The sequence below is a fragment of the Mycobacterium sp. NGS54 genome, assembly GCF_059812465.1.
In genome coordinates, this window is the sequence record NZ_JCALCS010000003.1 from 294,284 (window position 1) to 314,294 (window position 20,011).

Annotated in this window: 19 protein-coding genes; 5 read left to right on the plus strand and 14 right to left on the minus strand. The window is 68.7% G+C overall.

The window, feature by feature from the left end; all coding sequences use genetic code 11:
- Positions 1 to 42 precede the first annotated feature (42 nt).
- Positions 43 to 870, minus strand: coding sequence for a succinate dehydrogenase subunit SdhC (sdhC, locus tag AC5Y5E_RS10295; RefSeq protein ID WP_499902883.1), 828 nt, complete (start codon positions 868 to 870; stop codon positions 43 to 45).
- Positions 871 to 958: 88 nt separating this feature from the next.
- Positions 959 to 1,255, minus strand: coding sequence for an Rv0250c family protein (locus AC5Y5E_RS10300; protein WP_499902884.1), 297 nt, complete (start codon positions 1,253 to 1,255; stop codon positions 959 to 961).
- Positions 1,256 to 1,348: 93 nt separating this feature from the next.
- Between AC5Y5E_RS10300 and AC5Y5E_RS10305 the strand changes: the two genes are divergently transcribed.
- Positions 1,349 to 2,107, plus strand: coding sequence for an isocitrate lyase/PEP mutase family protein (locus tag AC5Y5E_RS10305; protein ID WP_499902885.1), 759 nt, complete (start codon positions 1,349 to 1,351; stop codon positions 2,105 to 2,107).
- 214 nt (positions 2,108 to 2,321) lie between these two features.
- Here the strand turns inward: AC5Y5E_RS10305 and AC5Y5E_RS10310 are convergent, their stop codons facing one another.
- Positions 2,322 to 2,762 (minus strand): Hsp20/alpha crystallin family protein, encoded by a 441-nt coding sequence (locus AC5Y5E_RS10310; RefSeq protein WP_499902886.1) that lies wholly within the window; start codon positions 2,760 to 2,762, stop codon positions 2,322 to 2,324.
- A gap of 214 nt (positions 2,763 to 2,976) precedes the next feature.
- On the opposite strand from AC5Y5E_RS10310, the gene nirB reads away from it, so the two are divergent.
- Positions 2,977 to 5,541 (plus strand): nitrite reductase large subunit NirB, encoded by a 2,565-nt coding sequence (gene nirB / locus AC5Y5E_RS10315; protein WP_499902887.1) that lies wholly within the window; start codon positions 2,977 to 2,979, stop codon positions 5,539 to 5,541.
- 13 nt (positions 5,542 to 5,554) lie between these two features.
- A complete protein-coding gene (gene nirD / locus AC5Y5E_RS10320; protein ID WP_499902888.1) occupies positions 5,555 to 5,920 on the plus strand; it encodes a nitrite reductase small subunit NirD in 366 nt (121 codons plus the stop codon).
- Here the strand turns inward: nirD and AC5Y5E_RS10325 are convergent, their stop codons facing one another.
- The 9 genes from AC5Y5E_RS10325 to AC5Y5E_RS10365 all read right to left on the minus strand — a co-directional run bounded on the left by AC5Y5E_RS10325 (position 5,921) and on the right by AC5Y5E_RS10365 (position 14,602).
- A complete protein-coding gene (locus tag AC5Y5E_RS10325; RefSeq protein ID WP_499902889.1) occupies positions 5,921 to 6,370 on the minus strand; it encodes a TetR/AcrR family transcriptional regulator in 450 nt (149 codons plus the stop codon).
- Positions 6,371 to 6,401: 31 nt separating this feature from the next.
- Entirely contained in the window at positions 6,402 to 7,175 is a 774-nt protein-coding gene (locus AC5Y5E_RS10330) for a sirohydrochlorin chelatase (protein ID WP_499902890.1), read from the minus strand.
- Positions 7,166 to 8,317, minus strand: coding sequence for a uroporphyrinogen-III synthase (locus AC5Y5E_RS10335; protein WP_499902891.1), 1,152 nt, complete (start codon positions 8,315 to 8,317; stop codon positions 7,166 to 7,168). The genes AC5Y5E_RS10330 and AC5Y5E_RS10335 overlap by 10 nt, the downstream gene beginning before the upstream one ends.
- A 77-nt stretch (positions 8,318 to 8,394) precedes the next feature.
- Complete coding sequence (locus tag AC5Y5E_RS10340) at positions 8,395 to 9,768, minus strand: nitrate/nitrite transporter (protein ID WP_499902892.1); 1,374 nt, start codon at positions 9,766 to 9,768, stop codon at positions 8,395 to 8,397.
- A gap of 314 nt (positions 9,769 to 10,082) precedes the next feature.
- A complete protein-coding gene (locus AC5Y5E_RS10345) occupies positions 10,083 to 10,628 on the minus strand; it encodes a GNAT family N-acetyltransferase (RefSeq protein WP_499902893.1) in 546 nt (181 codons plus the stop codon).
- A gap of 1 nt (position 10,629) precedes the next feature.
- The gene (locus AC5Y5E_RS10350; RefSeq protein WP_499902894.1) at positions 10,630 to 11,514 is read right to left on the minus strand and encodes a 5-oxoprolinase/urea amidolyase family protein; all 885 of its coding nucleotides are present in this window, start codon (positions 11,512 to 11,514) and stop codon (positions 10,630 to 10,632) included.
- 14 nt (positions 11,515 to 11,528) lie between these two features.
- A complete protein-coding gene (locus AC5Y5E_RS10355; protein ID WP_499903283.1) occupies positions 11,529 to 12,188 on the minus strand; it encodes a 5-oxoprolinase subunit B family protein in 660 nt (219 codons plus the stop codon).
- 116 nt (positions 12,189 to 12,304) lie between these two features.
- Complete coding sequence (locus tag AC5Y5E_RS10360; protein ID WP_499902895.1) at positions 12,305 to 13,303, minus strand: ABC transporter substrate-binding protein; 999 nt, start codon at positions 13,301 to 13,303, stop codon at positions 12,305 to 12,307.
- Between the two features lie 48 nt (positions 13,304 to 13,351).
- Complete coding sequence (locus tag AC5Y5E_RS10365) at positions 13,352 to 14,602, minus strand: DNA polymerase domain-containing protein (protein ID WP_499902896.1); 1,251 nt, start codon at positions 14,600 to 14,602, stop codon at positions 13,352 to 13,354.
- 59 nt (positions 14,603 to 14,661) lie between these two features.
- On the opposite strand from AC5Y5E_RS10365, the gene fadD2 reads away from it, so the two are divergent.
- The gene (gene fadD2 / locus AC5Y5E_RS10370; RefSeq protein ID WP_499902897.1) at positions 14,662 to 16,341 is read left to right on the plus strand and encodes a long-chain-fatty-acid--CoA ligase FadD2; all 1,680 of its coding nucleotides are present in this window, start codon (positions 14,662 to 14,664) and stop codon (positions 16,339 to 16,341) included.
- Here the strand turns inward: fadD2 and AC5Y5E_RS10375 are convergent, their stop codons facing one another.
- A complete protein-coding gene (locus AC5Y5E_RS10375) occupies positions 16,342 to 16,677 on the minus strand; it encodes an ATPase (protein ID WP_499902898.1) in 336 nt (111 codons plus the stop codon).
- Between the two features lie 500 nt (positions 16,678 to 17,177).
- Here AC5Y5E_RS10375 and AC5Y5E_RS10380 point away from each other — a divergent pair, with 500 nt between their 5' ends.
- The gene (locus AC5Y5E_RS10380; RefSeq protein WP_499902899.1) at positions 17,178 to 17,675 is read left to right on the plus strand and encodes a hypothetical protein; all 498 of its coding nucleotides are present in this window, start codon (positions 17,178 to 17,180) and stop codon (positions 17,673 to 17,675) included.
- 73 nt (positions 17,676 to 17,748) lie between these two features.
- On the opposite strand, the gene AC5Y5E_RS10385 is transcribed toward AC5Y5E_RS10380, so the two are convergent.
- Positions 17,749 to 19,959, minus strand: a complete 2,211-nt coding sequence (locus tag AC5Y5E_RS10385) for an acyl-CoA dehydrogenase family protein (protein ID WP_499902900.1) — start codon at positions 19,957 to 19,959, stop codon at positions 17,749 to 17,751.
- Positions 19,960 to 20,011 lie beyond the last annotated feature (52 nt).

Sequence of the window (20,011 nt, forward strand, 5' to 3'; positions counted from 1 at the left end):
GAAACCTCGCTCAGCTCTCTCTAATATCAGCGAAATGGCTTGTCAGCCAACAAATCTCAGGTCGCCAATGGTGCCGCTGGCCACCAGCGCGATGTAGAAGTCGGTGAGCATCAGGGTGCCCAGCGTGATCCACGCGAACAGCTTGTGCCGGGTGTTGATGGCGCTGACCTTGGTCCAGATCCAATACCGCACAGGGTTCTTGGAGAAGTGCTTGAGCCGCCCGCCGGTCACGTGCCGGCACGAATGGCAGGACAGCGTGTAGATCCACAGCATGATGACGTTGCCGAGCAGGATCAGGTTGCCCAGGCCGAAGCCGAATCCACCGGGCCCGCTGTCGGAATGGAACGCGACGATCGCGTCATAGGTGTTGATCACCGAGATGATGCCGGCGATATAGAAGAAGTAGCGGTGGGTGTTTTGGACGATCAGCGGGAACTTGGTCTCGCCGGTGTAGTGCACGCGGGGCTCGGCCACCGCGCAGGCGCTGGGCGACTGCCACACCGTGCGATAGTAGGCGCCCCGGTAGTAGTAGCAGGTCAGCCGGAACAGCAGCAGGAACGGCAGCGACAGCGCCGCGTAGGGCAGCCACCAGACGTCGGGCAGGAACTGCGGCCAGATGTCGCCGGCCTCACCGCAGGCCTTGCTGACGCACGGCGAGTAGAACGGCGTCAGGTAGTGGTACTTCGGGACGAAGAAGTAATCCTGCTGGAACGCCCGCGCCGTCGCGTAGATGACGAAAGCCGCGAAACCCAGGTCGATGCGCAACGGCGACATCCACCACCGGTCGGTGCGTAGGGTCCGCTGCGGGATGCGGGCGCGTGTGGGTGAAAAGACACCGGACGCAGGACGGTTCGCCGTGGGTGCGCTCATCTAGTGTTCCTCTTCGAACGGGCTGTCTGTCGAAGGGTACACAGAGCAAACCCCCTGTTTCGCGGGGGGCTTGGGTTGTCCGAGGTCGTCAGGACCTGTTGTGACCCCCGACACCCTCGTCATCGACATCGCGCCAGAAATCGGTGTCGTACTGGGTGTCGGGAATGACGATCTTCTCGCCGGACTGCTGAACCGTGGCGCGGTCCAGGTCCAACTCGGAGACGTCGGTGTCGAGCAGTTCGACGTCGGACAGGATCCGGTCGGCGTCGATGACGATGCGGCGCATCGCCGGGCTGTCGCCATACCGCGCCCGCAATGAGCTCACGCACCGCCGCAGGCCACCGATGAGGTCGTGCAGTTCGGCGAGTTCAGTCGTGGTGCTCAACGGATCTCCTACTAATTCTTCGGGCGCAGACGGTGTTGCGGATCACAGTACGCCCTCGATAGTAGCGATCGTCGCGGCCTAATGTCGGACACCATGACGGGCCAAACCACCGCCGAGCGCGCCACGGCGCTGCTCGAACTGCACCGGCCGGGCGACCCGGTGATCCTGCCGACGGTGTGGGACGCGTGGTCGGCCCGCCTGGCCGCCGACGCGGGATTCGCTGCGCTGACCGTGGGCAGCCATCCGCTGGCCGACTCGATCGGCAAGCCGGACGGCGAGGGCATGTCGTTCGACGACGTGCTGACCCGGGTCGCCCAGATCACCGCCGCGGTCGACGTCCCGGTGTCGGTGGACATCGAATCGGGCTACGGGCAGCCGCCGACCCGCCTGATCGACGGCCTGCTGGGCGTCGGCGCGGTCGGGCTGAACATCGAGGACACCGTGCACTCGGAGGGCAGGCGCCTGCGCTCCGCGACCGAGCACGCCGAGCTGGTGGCGGCGCTGCGCTCGGCCGCCGACGCGGCCGGCGTGCACGTCGTGATCAACGCGCGCACCGATCTGTTCCTGCGGCGCGACGGTGACGACGCCGACCGCGTCGAGCGGGCGGTGGCGCGGCTGACCGAGGCCGCCGCCGCGGGCGCCGACGTCCTCTACCCGGTGGGCTACCACGATCCGGAAACGTTGCGGCGCTTGGCCGCCGAGCTGCCGCTGCCGATCAACGCGTTCGCGCTGCCCGACCAGGACGACCCGGCGTCGTTCGGCCCGCTCGGCGTCGCCCGGGTCAGCTTCGGGCCGTTCCTGCAGGCCGCGCTGGCGGCCCGGGCCAAGGAGCTGCTGGCCCGCTGGGCCTGAAGCTCTCGGCACGGCGGGCCGCTTGAGAGTGAATCCTGGGCTTTAGTGTGAATCCAGGGTTTTCGGGGTGAAGCCATGGCGGGGATTCGGCGCTTTCCCGCCCACCCTTCACACCCAGCGCCGTGGCTTCACACCCAAAGCCCTGGCTTCACACGCGAATCCGGCGAGGCCGTCCAGAATTGGCGCGGCCCCGCCGGATTGATCTGTCGCGGAATTACTTGGTGATCGCGATGCGCTGCGGCTGGGTTCCGGCGTAGGCGCCGGCGACCCGAACGGTCAGCACACCGTCGTCGTAGGAGGCGCTGATGGCCTCGCCGGTGACGTGCGTCGGCAACTGGAACGACCGGCGGAAGGATCCGTACCGAATCTCCCGCAGGGTGCGGCCGTTTGATTCCTCCGCGTGCTCGTCGCGGTGTTCGCCATGGATGATCAGCCGGCCCTTGTCGACCTCGACGTTGACATCCTTTTCTACGTCGACGCCCGGCAGTTCCAGGCGGACCACCGCGTCGTCGCCGTCCTTGACGATCTCGGCGGCGGGGGTGAAACCGCTGTTCACCGGCTTGACCCAGTCGGACGCGGCGGCGGGTCCGAAGAAGTCGCGCACCCAGCGGTCAGTGTCCCAGGCCGGTCGCGACCACAATGCGAGGTTGCTCATGGGGATCTCCTTATGCTTCATTGTGAGTTTGCTGTGACCGGCGCCTTGCCGGCCGGCTATTTCTACAAACATGAGTCGAGCACGCTAAAGTTCCTCTCGGACGTTCGCCCGCGGCGAACAGTTTCACAGCCGTCGTTGTGAGGTGTGAGCACGCCGTCATGTGGGTGTCACATTCCGCGATTCCGAGTTAATTTCCCGCCCCTACCCTCAGGGCATGGCCCAATCCGAAACCTGGTGCGCGGATAGTGTTGCGCGTCACGTCATTGTGGTCGGGCACGGCATGGTCGGCCACCGGCTGGTCGAGGCGCTGCGCGCCCGCGACACCGAAGGGCGTTGGAGCATCACGGTTTTGGCGGAGGAAGCCGACGCCGCCTACGACCGTGTCGGTTTGACCTCCTACACCGAAAGCTGGGACCGGCAACTGCTGGCGCTGCCCGGTAACGACTACGCCGGCGACGACCGGGTCCGGCTGCTGCTGAACGCCCGCGTCACCGAAATCGACCGCGACACAAAGACCGTGGTCACCGCCGACGGTCAACAGCACGGCTACGACGCACTGGTGCTGGCCACCGGGTCCTATGCGTTCGTCCCGCCCGTGCCCGGCCACGAGTTGCCGCAATGCCACGTCTACCGCACGCTCGACGACCTCGACGCGATCCGCGCCGACGCCCAGCGCACGGTTCAGGCCGGCCACGCCACCGCGGGGGTGGTCATCGGCGGTGGCCTGCTGGGGCTGGAGGCCGCTAATGCGCTGCGCCAGTTCGGCTTGCAGACGCACGTCGTCGAGATGATGCCGCGGCTGATGGCCCAGCAGATCGACGAGGCCGGAGGCGCGCTGCTCGCCAGGATGGTCACCGAACTCGACATCGCCGTGCATGTGGGGACGGGCACCGAATCGATCGAGGCCGTCGCGCATCCGGACGGCTCGACGTCGGCGCGGGTGCGCCTGACCGACGGCGAGCTGATCGATGCCGGCGTGGTGATCTTCGCGGCCGGCATCCGGCCGCGCGACGAGCTGGCGGCGGCGGCCGGGCTGGAGCGCGCCGAGCGGGGCGGCGTGCTCACCGATTTGTCCTGCCGGACAAGCGATCCCGACATCTACGCGATCGGTGAGGTCGCGGCGATCGGCGGGCGGTGCTACGGCCTGGTCGGCCCCGGCTACACCTCGGCCGAGGTGGTGGCGGACCGGCTGCTGGGCGGCGCCGCGGAATTCGGCGAAGCCGACCTGTCGACCAAGCTCAAGCTGCTCGGCGTCGACGTCGCCAGCTTCGGCGACGCGATGGGGGTGACCGAGAACTGCCTCGAGGTCGCCATCAACGACGCGGTCAACCGGACCTACGCCAAGCTGGTGCTGTCCGACGACGCCAAGACCCTGCTCGGCGGGGTGCTGGTGGGCGACGCCTCGTCGTACGGGGTGCTGCGGCCGATGGTGGGCAGCGAGCTGCCGGGCGATCCGCTGGCGCTGATCACGCCGGCCCAGGCCGACGGCGCGCCGGGCCTGGGCGTGGGGGCGCTGCCCGATTCGGCGCAGATCTGCTCGTGCAACAACGTCACCAAGGGTGACCTGAAGGGCGCGATCGCCGGCGGTTGCGCCGACGTGCCGGGGCTGAAGTCGTGCACGGCCGCGGGCACCTCGTGCGGGTCGTGCGTGCCGCTGCTCAAGCAGCTGCTGGAAGCCGAGGGCGTGGAACAGTCCAAGGCGCTGTGCGAGCACTTCAGCCAGTCGCGGGCGGAGCTTTTCGAGATCATCACCGCCACCGAGATCCGGACGTTCTCGGGACTGCTGGAGCGCTTCGGCCGCGGAAAGGGTTGCGACATCTGCAAACCGGTGGTCGCGTCGATCCTGGCGTCCACCGGCTCGGACCACATCCTCGAGGGCGAGCAGGCCTCGCTGCAGGACTCCAACGACCACTTCCTGGCCAACATCCAAAAGAACGGCAGCTACTCGGTGGTCCCGCGGGTTCCCGGCGGTGACATCAAGCCGGAGCACCTAATCCTGATCGGCCAGATCGCCCAGGACTTCGGGCTGTACACCAAGATCACCGGTGGTCAGCGGATCGACCTGTTCGGCGCCCGCGTGGACCAGCTGCCGCAGATCTGGAAGCGGCTCGTCGACGGCGGCATGGAATCCGGGCACGCCTACGGCAAGGCCCTGCGCACCGTGAAGAGCTGCGTGGGCAGCGACTGGTGCCGCTATGGCCAGCAGGATTCGGTGCAGCTGGCCATCGATCTGGAGCTGCGGTACCGCGGGCTGCGCGCGCCGCACAAGATCAAGCTCGGCGTCTCCGGTTGCGCCCGCGAGTGCGCCGAGGCGCGCAGCAAGGACGTGGGCGTCATCGCCACCGAAAAGGGTTGGAATCTCTACGTCGGCGGCAACGGCGGCATGACGCCCAAGCACGCCCAGCTGCTGGCCGGCGATTTGGACACCGAGACCCTGGTCCGCTACGTCGACCGGTTCCTCATGTACTACATCCGGACGGCCGACCGGCTGCAGCGCACCGCGCCGTGGGTCGAATCGCTCGACGGCGGCCTGGATCACGTCCGCGAGGTCGTGTGCGACGACTCCCTGGGCCTGGCCGACGAATTCGAGGCCGCGATGGAGCGGCATGTGCAGAACTACAAGTGCGAATGGAAGGGCGTGTTGGAGGACCCGGACAAGCTGTCGCGGTTCGTTTCCTTCGTCAACGCCCCCGACGCCGTCGATTCGACGGTGACGTTCACCGAACGCGCTGGGCGCAAAGTGCCTGTGCCCATTGGCATGCCGCGGGTCCGGTCGTAATCAAGGAGACACGATGACACTTCTCAACGACGCTCAAGACATTCAGGTGTGGACGACCGCCTGCCACTACGACCGCCTGATTCCCGGGCGCGGCGTCGGGGTTCTGCTCGACGACGGTTCGCAGGCGGCGCTGTTCCGGCTGGACGACGGGTCGGTGCACGCGGTCGGCAACGTCGACCCGTTCTCTGGAGCGGCCGTACTGTCCCGGGGGATCGTCGGGGACCGCGGCGGCCGGGTCACCGTCCAATCACCCATCCTCAAGCAGGCTTTCGCGCTCGAGGACGGCTCCTGCCTCGACGATCCGCGGGTGTCGGTGCCGGTCTACCCGGCGCGCGTCACGCCCGACGGCCACATCCAGATCGCGCGGTTCGCCGCCTAGCTAGGCGATGTCCCCGACGAGGTAGCGCTGCATCGTCGGGCCGATCGCGTCGACGATCGCCTCGACCGACATCGAGTGCAGCGGTTCGGAGCGCACGCCGTAGCGCATGATGCCGAGACCCACGAGCTGGGAGGCGCACAACGACGCCCGCACGGCGGCCTTGTCGGCCCCGAGGATTTTCAGCAGTGGGCCGAAGATCGGGCCGATGAACATGCCCTGCACGATCTCGGCGGTCTTGGCCAGCCCGGTGGACGCGACCGCGCTGGCGGCGAAGGGTCCGCCGCCGGCCGCGTCCCAGGTGGTGATCAGCATGTACAGCGTCCGGCGGCCCACCTGGTTGACCCCGCCGGTGACGATCCGGTCGATGAACTCCGGTGTGCCGAAGGGCAACCGCAGCATCTTCGCCACCGGGTCGAGCAGCCCACGCGATGGCTCTTCGCGACGCGGCATGGTGCCAGGATCGTCGGAATGCGATCAAAGATCAAGCGTCGCGGGCGTCGGCGTGCCTGGTCGGCCGGTTGCTGTGCTCCACCGAATTCGAAAGCACATGGGGGGCTTGGGTTCGCCGCACCGGGAGCCCGGGTGCGGCCCGGCGGAAGCGGTTCGCGATCAGCCGCGCCAGCCCGGGATGGGTGCCCAGCGGTTGGGTGACCACGTCGGCGCCGCTGGCCCGCAGGCGCTGCTGGAACAGGCCGTCGGCCAGTAGGTAGGAGGCGACGACGACGCGCCGCGCGCCGCCGCGGCGGGCCGCGGCGACCGCGCCGGCCACCGACGGTTCGCCGGTGGCCGCGAATCCCAGCCGCACCCGCGATCCCACCAGCGCGGACAACGTGGTCGCGGTCACGTGCAGGTCGGCGCGCGCCCTGGCATCCGTGGTGCCGGCCGCCGCGAGGATCACCGAATCGCCTGGCCGCCAACCGGATTCCACCAGCCGGTCGGCGACTATCCGCGCGATCTGTCCGCTCGGTCCCAGCGCGGGGGCGACGGTGGCGTTCGGGTGCCCGCTGGCCGCCACGTGCGCGGGCACGTCGGTGCGCACGTGATAGCCGCGCGACAGGAAGGCCGGGACCACGACGGCGGGGCGGCCGGTGGCCGCGGCCCGCGACAGCACCTCACCGGGCGTCGGGCCCAACACGTCGACGAACGCCACCTGCACCCGGCGCTCGAGCAGCGAGCTCACCTGCGCGGCGAGGTCTCCGATCATCGCGACACCGCCGGGCCTGCGGGTGCCGTGTGCCGCCAGGATCAGGTCCACCGGGCACCGCCCGGCGGGTCGATGGCCAGCCGGTAACCCCGCTTGACCACGGTTGCGATGATGTTCTTGTCGCCCAAGGCCGTTCGCAGCCGCAAGACGGCCGTGTCGACGGCGTGCGGATCGTTGCTGCTGCCGGGCAGCACCCGCAACAATTCGTTGCGGGCGACGACGTCGCCGGGCCGCTGCGCCAGCGCGCGCAGCACCGACATTCCCGACGGCGACAGCAGCTTGATGTCACCGTCCACCAGCACGCACGTTCCGCGTATGTCGATCGTGTGACCGGCCACCTGGACCGTGGACGATCCCAGCAGCGGCAGCTCCTCGGCGATGTGGCGGGCCAAGGCGCCCAACCGCATTCGTGCCGGCGATGACGTCGGGACGCCTTTGCGGATCAGCGGCTTGGACGTCACCGGGCCGACGCACATCGCGTGCACGTCGGTGCGCAGGGCGTCGAGCACCTGGTCCTCGACGGCCAGGTCGCGGCTGCGTTCCAGCACCGCCGCCGCCGCGGGCGCCGACGTGAAGGTGACCGCGTCGAACTGCCGTCGCGCGATGCCGGTCACCAGCAAATCGAAATCGCCGCCCAGCGGGGTCGATTTCCACCGGTACACCCGGATGGGCACCACCTCGGCGCCCGCGAAACGCAGGCCGCCGATGAATTCCGGGAACGGGTCCCACGCGTCGGCGGCGCCGTGCAGCTGGATGGCGATGCGCAGCCCGGACACGCCCGACTCGAGCAGATACTCGAGCACTTCCTGTGAGGATTCGGACTCAGGAGACCACTCCTCGTGCAGCCCGGCGGCGCGCACCGCGCCGGTGCCCTTGGGTCCCCGCGACACGATCCGGGTCTTCGACAACGACGCGATCAGGTGGTTGGCCAGCCCCCATCCCTCGGCGGCGGCCAGCCAGCCGCGGAAGCCGATGCCGGTGTGCACGACCAGGATGTCGGGCGGTTGCGCGATCAAAGCCTCAGTGTGGCTTTGCAATTCGTCGTCCTCGGGCAGCGCGATCATGTTGATCGCGGGCGCGCTACAAACCTCTGCGCCCTGCCGACTCAGCAGCGCGCAGAGTTCCTCCGCGCGCCGGGATGAAGTCACCGCGACCCGGTAGCCGGCCAGCGGCGTGGACCTCGGCTGAGCCATAAGACCTGTGTATGCCTGGGACGTTTCCGCCGCGTTACCACGCAATTGCTGCAGCATTGCCCTTGTTGCGCCAGCCATCACACCCCCGCGTGATCTGCTACGGGGACCGTTTCCGGCACGCTGGGGCGGCGCACGTACAGCATCCAGGTGAGGGCCGCGGCGAGCACGTAGGACGCCAAAAACGTCCAGTAGGCCGACGTTTCGGTGCCGCTGCTGAGGTAAGACTCGCGCAGCGCCAGGTTGATTCCCACGCCGCCCAGCGCGCCGACCGCCGAGCAAAAGCCGATCAGCGATCCCGCCATCGCCCGCGACCAGTGACGGCGCCCGGCATCGGGGAGGTCCAGCCCCCGGCTGCGCGCCTCGAAGATCGACGGGATCATCTTGAACACCGAGCCGTTGCCCATCCCCGACAGGACGAACAGGGCGATGAAGCCGATCACGTAGCCGACCATGGTCGCCGAGCCACCGCCGTCGACGGTGCTGATGACGACCAGCGACCCGGCGCCCACGATCATGCCCCCAAGCACGCCCAGGGTGACGCGGCTGCCGCCCAGGCGGTCGGCCAGCCGGCCGCCGTAGATGCGCGCCAGCGAGCCCAATAGCGGCCCCACGAAAGCGATCTGCGCGGCGTGCAGCGACGCGTGCTTAGCGGTTTCGCCGCTCGCCATGAAGTTGACCTGCAGCACCTGGCCGAACGCGAACGCGAACCCGATCCAGGAGCCGAAGGTGCAGATGTAGAGCAGCGAGATCACGTAGGTGTCGCGCTCGAACAGCACCGAGCGGATGGTGTTGACCTCGACGCCGTGGTCGAGGTTGTCCATGAACAGCGCCGCCGCGACGCCGACGATCGCCAGCAGGGCGAGGTACACCGCGCACACCCAGTACGGCGCCTGGTGTCCGGCGGTCGCGAGCGCCAGCAGGCCGATCAGCTGGATGACGGCGACCCCGAGGTTGCCGACGCCGGCGTTGATCGCCAGCGCCGCGCCCTTGAGGCGCTGCGGGTAAAAGGCGTTGACGTTGGCCAGCGATGCCGCGTAGTTGCCGCCGCCCAGGCCGGTCACCGCCGCGCACACCACGTATGGCCACAGCGGCAGGCCGGGATTGGCCATCAGCACGATGGTGCCGGCGGTCGGGATCAATAGCACGAACGCCGAGAAGGCCGTCCAGTTGCGGCCCCCGAAGGTGGCGATGCCCAGCGTGTAGGGGATGCGCGCGCAGCCGCCGGCCAGGGTGGCGACGGCGCCGAGCAGCAGTTTGTCGCCGGCCGAGAAGCCGTAGACGGATGCGGGCATGAACAGTGTCATCACGGGCCAGAGGGTCCAGATCGAGAAGGCGACGTGGTCGCCCGCGACCGTGCACAGCAGGTTGCGGCGGGCGATGTTCTTGTTGCCGGCCTCCCAGGCAGCCACGTCCTCCGGATTCCAGTCCGTGATGCGGTGGTTGCGGCCCATGCGGTCTGCACCTTTCGTCCAACTCGTCCAACGGGGGATATTGCGAACGCTCACACGGGCGAAATCGCCTGAGCCTCTTAGGCCGACGGGCGGGCACAAGCTTCGTGGGTGAACAAGCTTGGCCCGCCGTGTATTTCGATGCTCACATTTCGTACTGAATTCAGTCAACTCATTCGGACGGTTATCGCCTGTAAGTTGAATCCCAGTTGTCTGGTAAATAGCTGAGGGCAAATCGGCGTTTGTGATTTCGTCCGGCCGCCGGATTCAGTGTGAGGTGCAATACATCTCGCGACGCGATCACACGAACGCCGGCACTACCAGACGTCGCCCGCCCGCCAGTCGCACATCAGCTCCGCGGCGGTATCCAGGTCGATGTCGACCGGCAGGACGAACACGGCGCCGTCGTCGTCGGGCGTGCGCGTCGGGCCGGTCGGGGCCAGCACCGACGTCGGGCCGCGCCACGGCAGCCAGCCGCGCGCCGCGTATATGCCGCGGGCGAGGTCGGTCGAACTGACGGCACCCACCTGGTAGGCGCCGCGGATCACCTGCTCGACGCCGTCCAGCAGCGCGTGCACCAGGCCCCGGCCGCGGAACTCCTCCCGCACCGCGACCCCTTCTACGTACCCGCAACGCAGCGCGTCGCCGCCGTATAGCAATCGCCGCTGGACCACGGCGGCGTGCGCGATGATCGCACCGTGCTGCCAGATCAGGGCGTGCATGCCGCCCAGCGAGTGCTCCCAGTCCTCGTCGGTGAAATCCCCGGCGAAGGCGGCGGCGACCATCTGGTGGACGCGCTGCCGGGTCTCGACGTCGAGATCTGCGGTGTGGACCAGGCGGGCGGTGTGGACCTGGGCTTGCACCCTACGAGTATGACCGCCCGCCGCGGGGCCGCGTCCAGTGCAGGCGCACGTACTGGCCCGGCCGCACCTGCGCGACCTTGTCGATGTCCTCGTCGGTGACCACGCCGATCACCGGGTACCCGCCGGTGACCGGGTGATCGGGGCCCAGAATAACCGGTAATCCGTTGGGCGGCACCTGGATTGCGCCGCGGGTGGCGCCTTCGCTGGGCAGCTGCCGGTCCGGCCAGCGATGCTGCAGCGGGCGGCCCTCCAGCCGCATCCCGACCCGGTCGCTGCGGTTGGAGGCCATCCAGATCGTGTGCACCAGGGCGTCGGGATCGGTGAACCAGTCGTCGCGTGGGCCCGGCACCACCTGCACCTCGACCAGGTGCTCGCTGATCGCCGCCACCGGCGCCTGGTCGAGTTCGGGGTAGTCGTCGGTGTGCTCGCCGACCGGCAGCCGGTCGCCGCTGTGCAGCGGCGCCGGGCCGATCGCCGACATCACGTCGTAGCTGCGCGAACCCAGGACGGGGTCCACGCAGATCCCGCCGCGCACCGCCAAGTAGGTCCGCAGCCCGGCCAGCGGGGCGCCCAACGAGATCACCTGCCCATCGCGGACGTGGTGAATGCTGTTGGTGCCGAACTTGATTCCGTTCACGGTGGGGTCGGTGTCGGCGCCCGTCACCGCGATGTCGACATCGCCGCCGCGGACGCGAGCGGAAAAGCCGCCGAAGGTCACTTCGACGGTGGCGCGGTCGTCGGGGTTGGCGACCAACCGGTTGGCCAGTTTGTGCGCGCGGCGGTCCGCGGCGCCGGACCGGCTGACGCCGAGGTGGGCCAGCCCCGGGCGGCCGAGGTCCTGGACGACGGCGAACGGCCCGGTGCGCAGAATCTCCAAGGTCGGCATGGCTATCTCCTTGCTCACACGGCGCGGAACTGGACCCACATGCCCCGCGTCAGCAGCGCCGGGTTGGGCCGGTCGAGATCCCACAGGACGGCGTCGGTGTGGCCGATGAGCTGCCAGCCGCCGGGCGATTGCCGGGGATATACCGCGCTGAACTCACCGGCCAGGGCGACGGAGCCGGCCGGCACCGACGTCCGTGGCTCCGACCGGCGCGGCACCCGCAAGCGCGCGTCGCCGTCGACCAGGTACGCGAAACCCGGTGCGAAGCCGCTGAATCCGACCCGCCACGGGGTGGACGTGTGGGCGTCGATCACCTGCGCCGTGGACAGCCCGGTGTGGCCGGCGACCTCGGCGAGGTCCGGGCCGTCGTACACGACGTCGATCACCACGTCGATGCGGCGGTCGACCGGGGCCGCCGCATCGACGGTGACCCGCATCCGGCGCAGCCGTTGCCGGGTGACCCCCTGCCGGCGGGGGCTGTCGAGCTTGACCAGCACGGTGCGGGCGGCGGGGACGATGTCGACGACGCCGGGCAGCGCCGCCGTGCCCAGCGCGTCCACCCACGCCAATACCTCGGCCGTGCTGCCGCATTGAAGCATCAGCGCGTGGTCGCCGTAGTCGAACACGGTGTTGCCGACCAGGTCGGTCGACAGCTCCTGGGAGAGGCCACTGCCCATATCCGTCACGCTCATTACTGAACGGTAACCCCGGCATCCGTGCAGGCGGGAGCGAATGCGGACGGATTTTCGAGCAATGCCAGAGCTGCCTTACCGAACGCTCAAACAGGCGGGATTCAGCCCAGGATCTTGCCGATCAGCGGCGGCAGTTGGTCGGCGATCAGCGGGTAGCTCAGGGGCGACGCGAACGCGATCGCGCCCGCCTGATCCTTGGTGGTGAAGACGTGCCGGTTCTGGGCGGTCGCCAGCGAGGCCGCCACTTCGGGGTCGGCGAGCAGCGCCTTCTGGTCGTCGGGGCTCTCGGTCGTCCAGACCACCACGTCGGCGGAATCGAGCACCGCCTTGATCTGATCACGGGGGATGACGGCGCGGTGATCGCTGCCGAAGGGCTTGATGCTGTCGGCGATGACGAGGCCCATCTGGTTCAGGAAGTCGGTCCGCCAGCCCGCCAGGGTCGCCACCACGGTGCCCTGCCAGAGCGTGCCCTGCATCAGCAACGCCTTCTTGCCGGTCCACTGCGGATTCTTTTGGGCGACGGCGGCGAATTGCTTGTCGACGCCGTCGATCAGGGACCTCATCTGGTCGGCCTGGAACACCGCCTGGCCGACGGCGGTGGCCTGGTCCTTCCACGGCTCGAAGAACGCGTCGCCGTCCGATTGCGCGAGGGTCGGCGCGATCGCCGACAGCTTCTGGTAGGTGTCGGCGTCCAGGCCCGCGTTGATGGCCACGATCAGGTCCGGCTTGAGGCCCGCGATCTGGTCGACCTGAATGCCGTTGTCCAGGTTCAACACCACGGGCTGGGCGCCGCCGAGCTTGGGCTGGGCCCAGGGCCACACCGCGAAGGGCTGATCGCCGAACCAGTTGGTCACCGCGATGGGCACCACGCCCAGCGCCAGCAGGTCGTCCTGCTCGGTGTAGCCGGCGCTCACCACCCGCTTGGGCGGCTCCTTGATGACGGTCTGACCGAACAGGTGGGTGACGGTGACCGATCCGCCGGGAGCGGCGCCGGGCGAGGATTTGCGCGGCGAGCACGCCGCCGACCATCCGGCGATCGCGGCCGCCCCCGCAGCCCCCGCGAGCTGCAGGAATCCCCGGCGATTCCATCCCTGTCGCATCGCGTGAGATTATCGCTTACTTCGTTCGCACCCGCTGTGCCGCGCGGCTCATCCCCTTCGCGGCCCTTCGTAGCCCGTCCAGGGGCTGTAGTCGGCGATCAGCTCCTCCTGCGGCGGGCGCCGGTCGGCCGCCACGTGCTGCAGGTTGATCCGGATCCGGTACCAGATGGAACTCGGCCCGCGCATGCCGTCGACCAGGACGTCCGCCGGCTGCAGCAGCGCGGCGGCGTCCGGGTGGCGCTCGCGCCAGGTGTCCAGCGCCGCCATCGCCTCGTCTTTGGTTTTGGTGCGGGCGATCTCGATGAGCGGCTTGGACGAGACCCGCCCTCGCTCGGTGCGGGTGCCGGAACCCTTGGGCGCCCGCTCCGGCGGGCCCATCTCCTCGGCCAGGATCAGCAGCCGATCCAGTTCGCCGACGGCGTCGTCCATCCCCGTCCAGGGGTCGCCCATCTCGGCGAACCGGGCTGGCACCGTATCGATGGTGAAGGCCGCGGGATCGCAGCCGGCTACCTCGTCCCAGTGCAGCGGCGTCGATACCCGAGCATCCGGGGTGGCCCGCACGGAATAGGCGGACGCGACGGTGCGGTCCTTGGCGTTCTGGTTGAAGTCGACGAACACGCCCTCGCGCTCTTCCTTCCACCAGCGGCTGGTCGCCGCGTCGGGCACCCGCCGCTCGACCTCGCGCGCGACGGTCTGCGCGGCCAGCCGAACCTGGCGGAATTCCCAGCGCGGCGCGATCCGGGCGTAGATGTGGAAGCCGCGGGACCCGGACGTCTTCGGCCACGCCACCAGGCCGTAGTCCTCCAGCACCTCGCGGGCCACCAACGCGACGTCGACGATCCGCCGCCACGTCACGCCCGGCATCGGGTCCAGGTCGACGCGCAATTCGTCGGGGTGGTCGAGGTCGCCGGCGAGCACCGGGTGCGGGTTGAGGTCCACGCAGCCCAGGTTGATCACCCACGCCAGCCCGGCGGCGTCGTGTACGACGGCCTCCGCGGCGGAGGTGCCCCGCGCGTAGTGCAATTCGGCGACGTCGACGTAGTCCGGCCGGTTTGCCGGCGCCCGCTTCTGGAACACGGCCTCCTGCGCGATGCCCTTCACGAAGCGCTTGAGAATCATCGGCCGGCCGGCCACCCCGCGCAGCGCCCCGTCGGCGACGGACAGGTAGTAGCGGACCAGGTCGAGCTTGGTATGCGGCCCCGAGCCGCCGAGGCCTTCGAAGACCACTCTGTCGGGGTGGGTGATGGTGACCTCGTGCCCGGCCACCTCCACTGACGCCGGGCCGGTCATGTTCATCATCGTAGGTCGATGGGTATTAACTAGTGGCGCTGCGACCTACGTCACATAGGGTGGAATTCATGCCTAACCTCATCGGCCTGCCCGGCCAGGCGGTCTCCAAGATTCAGCAGTACCTCGAGCGTGGCTCGGCCGAACTGCACTACGTGCGCAAGATCTTCGAATCGGGCGCGTTCCGGATCGAACCGCCGCAGAACTACGCCGCGATGGCCGCGGACATCTACAAGTGGGGCGAGTTCGGCATGCTGCCCTCGCTCAACGCGCGACGCCACCCCGACCGCGCGGCCTGCATCGACGAGGAGGGCGAATTCACCTACCGCGAGCTCGACGAGGCCGTGCACGCGGTCGCGAACGGGCTGATCGACAAGGGCGTCAAGGGCGGCGACGGGGTCGCCATCCTGGCCCGCAACACCCGCTGGTTCCTGATCGCCTACTTCGGCGCCGCCCGGGTCGGCGCCCGCATCATCCTGCTCAACAGCGAGTTCTCCGGACCCCAGATCTGTGAGGTGTCGGAGCGCGAGGGCGCCAAGGTGATCATCTACGACGACGAGTACACCAAGGCCGTCAGCAAGGCCGAGCCGGAGCTGGGCAAGCTGCGGGCGCTGGGGTCCAACCCCGATGCGGACGAGCCGTCGGGCAGCGAGGACGAGACGCTGGCCGACCTCATCGAGCGCAGCGACAAGTCTCCCGCCCCGAAGGCGAGCAGGCACGCGTCGATCATCATCCTGACCAGCGGCACCACCGGCACCCCCAAGGGCGCGAACCGCAGCACCCCGCCGACGCTGGCGCCGATCGGCGGCATCCTGTCGCACGTGCCGTTCAAGGCCGGTGAGGTGACGTCGTTGCCGGCGCCGATGTTCCACGCGCTGGGTTTCCTGCACGGCACCATTGCGATGTTCCTGGGCTCGACGCTGGTGCTGCGGCGCAAGTTCAAGCCGCCGCTGGTGCTGGAGGACATCGAGAAGCACAAGGTCACCGCCATGGTCGTGGTCCCGGTGATGCTGTCCCGCATCCTCGACGCGATCGAGAAGATGGACTCCAAGCCCGACCTGTCCAGCCTGAAAATCGTGTTCGTATCCGGATCGGCGCTGGGGGCCGACCTGGCCGAGCGGGCGCTCAAGGACCTGGGTCCGGTGATTTACAACATGTACGGCTCGACCGAGATCGCCTTTGCCACCATCGCCGAGCCCAAGCACCTGGAATTCAATTCGTCGACCGTCGGGCCGGTCGTCAAGGGCGTCAAGGTCAAGATCTTCGACGACAACGGCAAGGAGTTGCCGCAGGGCGAGGTCGGGCGGATCTTCGTCGGCAACGCCTTCCCGTTCGAGGGATACACCGGCGGCGGCAAGAAGCAGATCATCGACGGGTTGCTGTCCTCGGGCGACGTCGGCTACTTCGACGAGCACGACCTGCTCTACATCAGCGGGCGCGACGACGAGATGATCGTCTCCGGCGGCGAGAACGTGTTCCCGGCCGAGGTCGAGGACCTCATCACCGGACACCCGGATGTCGTGGAGGCCACCGCCATTGGCGTCGAGGACAAGGAATGGGGCCATCGGCTGCGCGCGTTCGTGGTCAAGAAGGAAGACGCCGACCTCGACGAGGACACCGTCAAGCACTACGTGCGCGATCACCTGGCGCGCTACAAGGTGCCCCGGGAGGTCGTGTTCCTCGAGGAGTTGCCGCGCAACCCCACCGGCAAGATCCTCAAGCGCGAACTGCGCGAGATGGAGATCGATTGACTATCGGCGGGCCTGAATGGCGCGGATGATCTGGGCGGAGAGTTTGGGGTCGATCAGCAGCTGATCGATGAGCGCCGTGAGGACCTCTTGCCCGGTCACGCGGGCGACGCCGATGCGGTCGGCGGCCTCACGCTGCCAGACGTCGAGCGCGCGGTGCGTGGCCAGCGGTAGATCGACGGTTCGTCGCGTTCGCCGGCCGCCCGACGGCTGGGCGGGGGCTTCCCCGAACATGTTGAGGCGCTGGGTCGGTCCGGTCTGTCCGGGCAGCGGGGGCTTCGCGGTGTAGCGGGCGAACCGGTTGGGGCTGGACTCGTGGCGGTTGGGGTTGATACTCATCGCGGCGACCCTCTCTGGGGTGCAAATCAGTAGATCCGCTTGTCAGTATGCGCGTCGTCGAGCACCTCCCATTGATATCACCGTCGCGCGCGCCCGGCGTGCCGGGTGCGCGCCCGGAGGATCGCCCCGGGTTGACGTGCCCACCGATCCGCGAGAGCGATATTCCGGGCGCGCGCCGAAATGGGTTTGCTGCGCTGGTTTTATGCCCGGGCGTTGAATTCCGGGCAATTCATCAAAGTGCAATTTCCGTAAATGTAAATCTCCGTCTTCACTTACATCATGATCTCAGTAGATGGCTGCTGAGCAGCATAAAGGCGCGGCGAGCCGGACCGGTGCGGAGGGGTTACGCGAAAACGAATTTACCCGACGATGTTATCCGATCTCTTTGTCGGTGCGACTAGATGTGGATCACATTGCGTAGCCAATCGGGTGTATAACGAGCAGAATATGGTTATTCAGACCAAAAGCTTCTTGTTCAACATCGTGGAAGGAGCTCGCAAATGTTGAATTCAGTGCTTTCGATCCGCCGCGGCGCGGTCGGCGTCGCGGCCGCCGGGTTGACGACCGGAGCGATCCTGTTCGGCGGTAGCGCTCCCGTCGCTCACGCCGCGCCGCCGCCCGGCATCAGCTTCGACACGGTCGGCCCGCACGGTGGGCCGGACCTGCCGCTCAAGCCCGGCGGGGGCGGCGGCGGCCACGGTGGTGGCGGCCACGGCGGTGGCGGCTGGGGCGGCGGCGGCCATGGCGGCTGGGGCGGCCACGGCGGCCCGGGCGGCGGCGGTCACGGCGGCTGGGCCGGCCACGGTGGCTGGGGCGGCCCGGGCGGCTGGAATGGTCACTGGGGCCGCGGCGGCGATTGGGGCCGCGGCGGCTGGTGGGGTCCGCGCGGCGGCTGGGACCGCGGCGTTTGGGGCCACCCCGGTTGGGGCAATGGTGGCTGGGGTCCCCCTGGCTTGGGCTACCGGCCATGGTGGCCACTGTGGAACTGGTGGTGGTGACCCAGCCCGAAAGGACCCGGGCCATGCCGGCCTGGCAGACGTGCGTCAGGTCGGCATGACCCGTTTCAGGCGATTATGGGTCGCGGGGCAGGCCCAGTAGCCGCTCGGCGATGATGTTGAGCTGCACCTCCGAGGTGCCCCCATAGATGGTGGTGGCGCGGCTGGCCAGCAGGTACTCGCCCCACTTGCCCGGTAGCTGGCTGGTGTCGCCGATCGCGGCGTCGGTGCCGAACGACGACACCGCGAACTCGGCGTACCCCTGGCCGGTGCGCATCGACAACAGCTTGGAGATCGCGGCGGACGGCATGGCGTCCCCGCCGGCCAGCGTCAACAACGTCGAACGCAGGTTCAGCACCTTGGCGGCGTGGCCCTCGGCGATCAGCTGCCCGGCCCGGTGCTGCGCCACCTGGTCGAACTGCCCGTCGCGCACGAACTCGACGAACTCGGGAAGCGTCGCAAGGAAATTCGCGTCGCTGCTGCCAATCGAGACCCGTTCGGCCGTCAGCGTGTTGCGGCTGACCTCCCAGCCCCGGTTGACGTCGCCGAGCACGCATTCGTCGGGCACGAACACGTCGTCGATGTAGACGGTGTTGAAAAACTCCTGGCCCGTCAGCTCACGCAGCGGCTTGACCGTGACGCCTTCGCTGCGCATGTCCAGCAGGAAGTACGTGATGCCATTGTGTTTGGGTGCGGAGGCGTCAGTTCTCGCCAGGAGCGCCCCCCACTGCGAGTACTGCGCGGCGGTGGTCCAGATCTTCTGGCCGGTGATGCGCCAACCGCCGTCGGCCCGGGTCGCTTTGGTGGTCAGCCCGGCGAGATCCGATCCGGCGCCCGGCTCGGAAAACAGCTGGCACCAGATTATTTCGCCGCGCATGGTCGGCGGCAGGAACCGCCCTTTCTGCTCCTCGGTGCCGAACGCGACGATCGATGGAATGATCCACGCCGCGATGCCGACCTGCGGCCGCTTGACCCGCCCGGCGGCGAACTCCTGGGCGATGATGATCTGCTCCACCGGGCTGGACGCCCGGCCCCACGGCCTGGGCAGGTAGGGCAGCACCCAGCCGCCCTCCGCGATCGCCACCGTGCGCGGCTCGCGGTCCATCTGCTTGAGCGCGGTGACCTCCGCGCGAATCTCGGCCCTCAGCTTTTCGGTGTCGGGATCCAGGTCGATGTCCACCGCGCGCATTCCGGTCGTGGTCGCGGTGTCCACGACTCGTTGCGGGTATTCCGAGCTGCGCCCGAAGGAGGCGGCCAGCATCAGCGCCCGTCGGTAGTAGACGTTGGTGTCGTGCTCCCAGGTGAACCCGATCCCGCCGTGCACCTGGATGCAGTCCTGCGCGCAGCGCTGGGCTGCGGCCGGCGCCAGCGTCGCCGCCACGGCCGCGGCGAACTCGGCGTTGCAAGCCGCCATGTCCCAACCGTTCTCGTGGGACTCGTCCAGCGCGCGGGCGGCATCCCACACCGCCGCGGTGGCCCGCTCGGTGTCGGCGATCATCTCCGCGCACTTGTGCTTGATGGCCTGGAACTGGCCGATCGGTCTGCCGAACTGCTCGCGGATCTTCGCGTAGTGCGACGCGGTGTCGGTCGCCCACCGCGCCACGCCGATGGCCTCGGCCGACAGCAGCGTGACCATCAGCGCGTGCGCGGTGGCCATCGTCAGATTGCTCAACACGACGTCGTCGCCGACCTCGACGGCGTTGGCCCGCACGTGCGCGATGGGGCGCAGCGGGTCAAGGCTTTTCACCGGCTCGATCTCGAGCTGCTCGGCGCGCAGCACCACCCATTCCTCGCCGCTGTCGATCGCGACCGGGAGCACCAGCAAGGAGGCCTGCGCGGCGCCGGGAACCGCGCGGACCTCGCCGCGGATCACCAGCACCTCCTCGTTGGGTCCCTGGCGGGTGGCGGTCAGCGCGCAGCACTCCATCGCGTAGGCGGCGATGGCCGCGCCGGACGCCAGCTCGGCGAGCACCTTGGCCTCGGGGTCGTGCGCGGAGATCAGCGCACTGGCGATCGCCGACGGCACGAACGGCCCGGGTACCGCCCCGTAGCCGAACTCGGCCAGCACGATGGCCAATTCGAGGATGCCGAAACCCTGGCCCCCGACCGCCTCCGCGAGATGCACGCCCTGCAGGCCCTGCTCGGCCGCGGCCTGCCAGTACGGCGGGGGGTTGTCGATCGGGGATTCCAGCGCGGCGTGCAGCACCTCGGACGGCGCGACCCGCGCCACCAGGGATCGCACCGAGTCGGCCAGGTCTTGATGCTCAGGAGATATCGCGATCGGCATTGGTCGCCTTCCTCGTCCCTTTGCTGGCTCACGTTTCGTGCCAGCGCCTTCC

Bases quoted from the DNA above. Each gene is read 5' to 3' on its own strand.
- sdhC (WP_499902883.1), bottom strand. From the start codon at position 870: ATGAGCGCACCCACGGCGAACCGTCCTGCGTCCGGTGTCTTTTCACCC.
- AC5Y5E_RS10305 (WP_499902885.1), top strand. From the start codon at position 1,349: ATGACGGGCCAAACCACCGCCGAGCGCGCCACGGCGCTGCTCGAACTG.
- AC5Y5E_RS10310 (WP_499902886.1), bottom strand. From the start codon at position 2,762: ATGAGCAACCTCGCATTGTGGTCGCGACCGGCCTGGGACACTGACCGC.
- nirB (WP_499902887.1), top strand. From the start codon at position 2,977: ATGGCCCAATCCGAAACCTGGTGCGCGGATAGTGTTGCGCGTCACGTC.
- nirD (WP_499902888.1), top strand. From the start codon at position 5,555: ATGACACTTCTCAACGACGCTCAAGACATTCAGGTGTGGACGACCGCC.
- AC5Y5E_RS10325 (WP_499902889.1), bottom strand. From the start codon at position 6,370: ATGCCGCGTCGCGAAGAGCCATCGCGTGGGCTGCTCGACCCGGTGGCG.
- AC5Y5E_RS10335 (WP_499902891.1), bottom strand. From the start codon at position 8,317: ATGGCTCAGCCGAGGTCCACGCCGCTGGCCGGCTACCGGGTCGCGGTG.
- AC5Y5E_RS10340 (WP_499902892.1), bottom strand. From the start codon at position 9,768: ATGGGCCGCAACCACCGCATCACGGACTGGAATCCGGAGGACGTGGCT.
- AC5Y5E_RS10350 (WP_499902894.1), bottom strand. From the start codon at position 11,514: ATGCCGACCTTGGAGATTCTGCGCACCGGGCCGTTCGCCGTCGTCCAG.
- AC5Y5E_RS10355 (WP_499903283.1), bottom strand. From the start codon at position 12,188: ATGGGCAGTGGCCTCTCCCAGGAGCTGTCGACCGACCTGGTCGGCAAC.
- AC5Y5E_RS10360 (WP_499902895.1), bottom strand. From the start codon at position 13,303: ATGCGACAGGGATGGAATCGCCGGGGATTCCTGCAGCTCGCGGGGGCT.
- AC5Y5E_RS10365 (WP_499902896.1), bottom strand. From the start codon at position 14,602: ATGATGAACATGACCGGCCCGGCGTCAGTGGAGGTGGCCGGGCACGAG.
- fadD2 (WP_499902897.1), top strand. From the start codon at position 14,662: ATGCCTAACCTCATCGGCCTGCCCGGCCAGGCGGTCTCCAAGATTCAG.
- AC5Y5E_RS10375 (WP_499902898.1), bottom strand. From the start codon at position 16,677: ATGAGTATCAACCCCAACCGCCACGAGTCCAGCCCCAACCGGTTCGCC.
- AC5Y5E_RS10380 (WP_499902899.1), top strand. From the start codon at position 17,178: ATGTTGAATTCAGTGCTTTCGATCCGCCGCGGCGCGGTCGGCGTCGCG.
- AC5Y5E_RS10385 (WP_499902900.1), bottom strand. From the start codon at position 19,959: ATGCCGATCGCGATATCTCCTGAGCATCAAGACCTGGCCGACTCGGTG.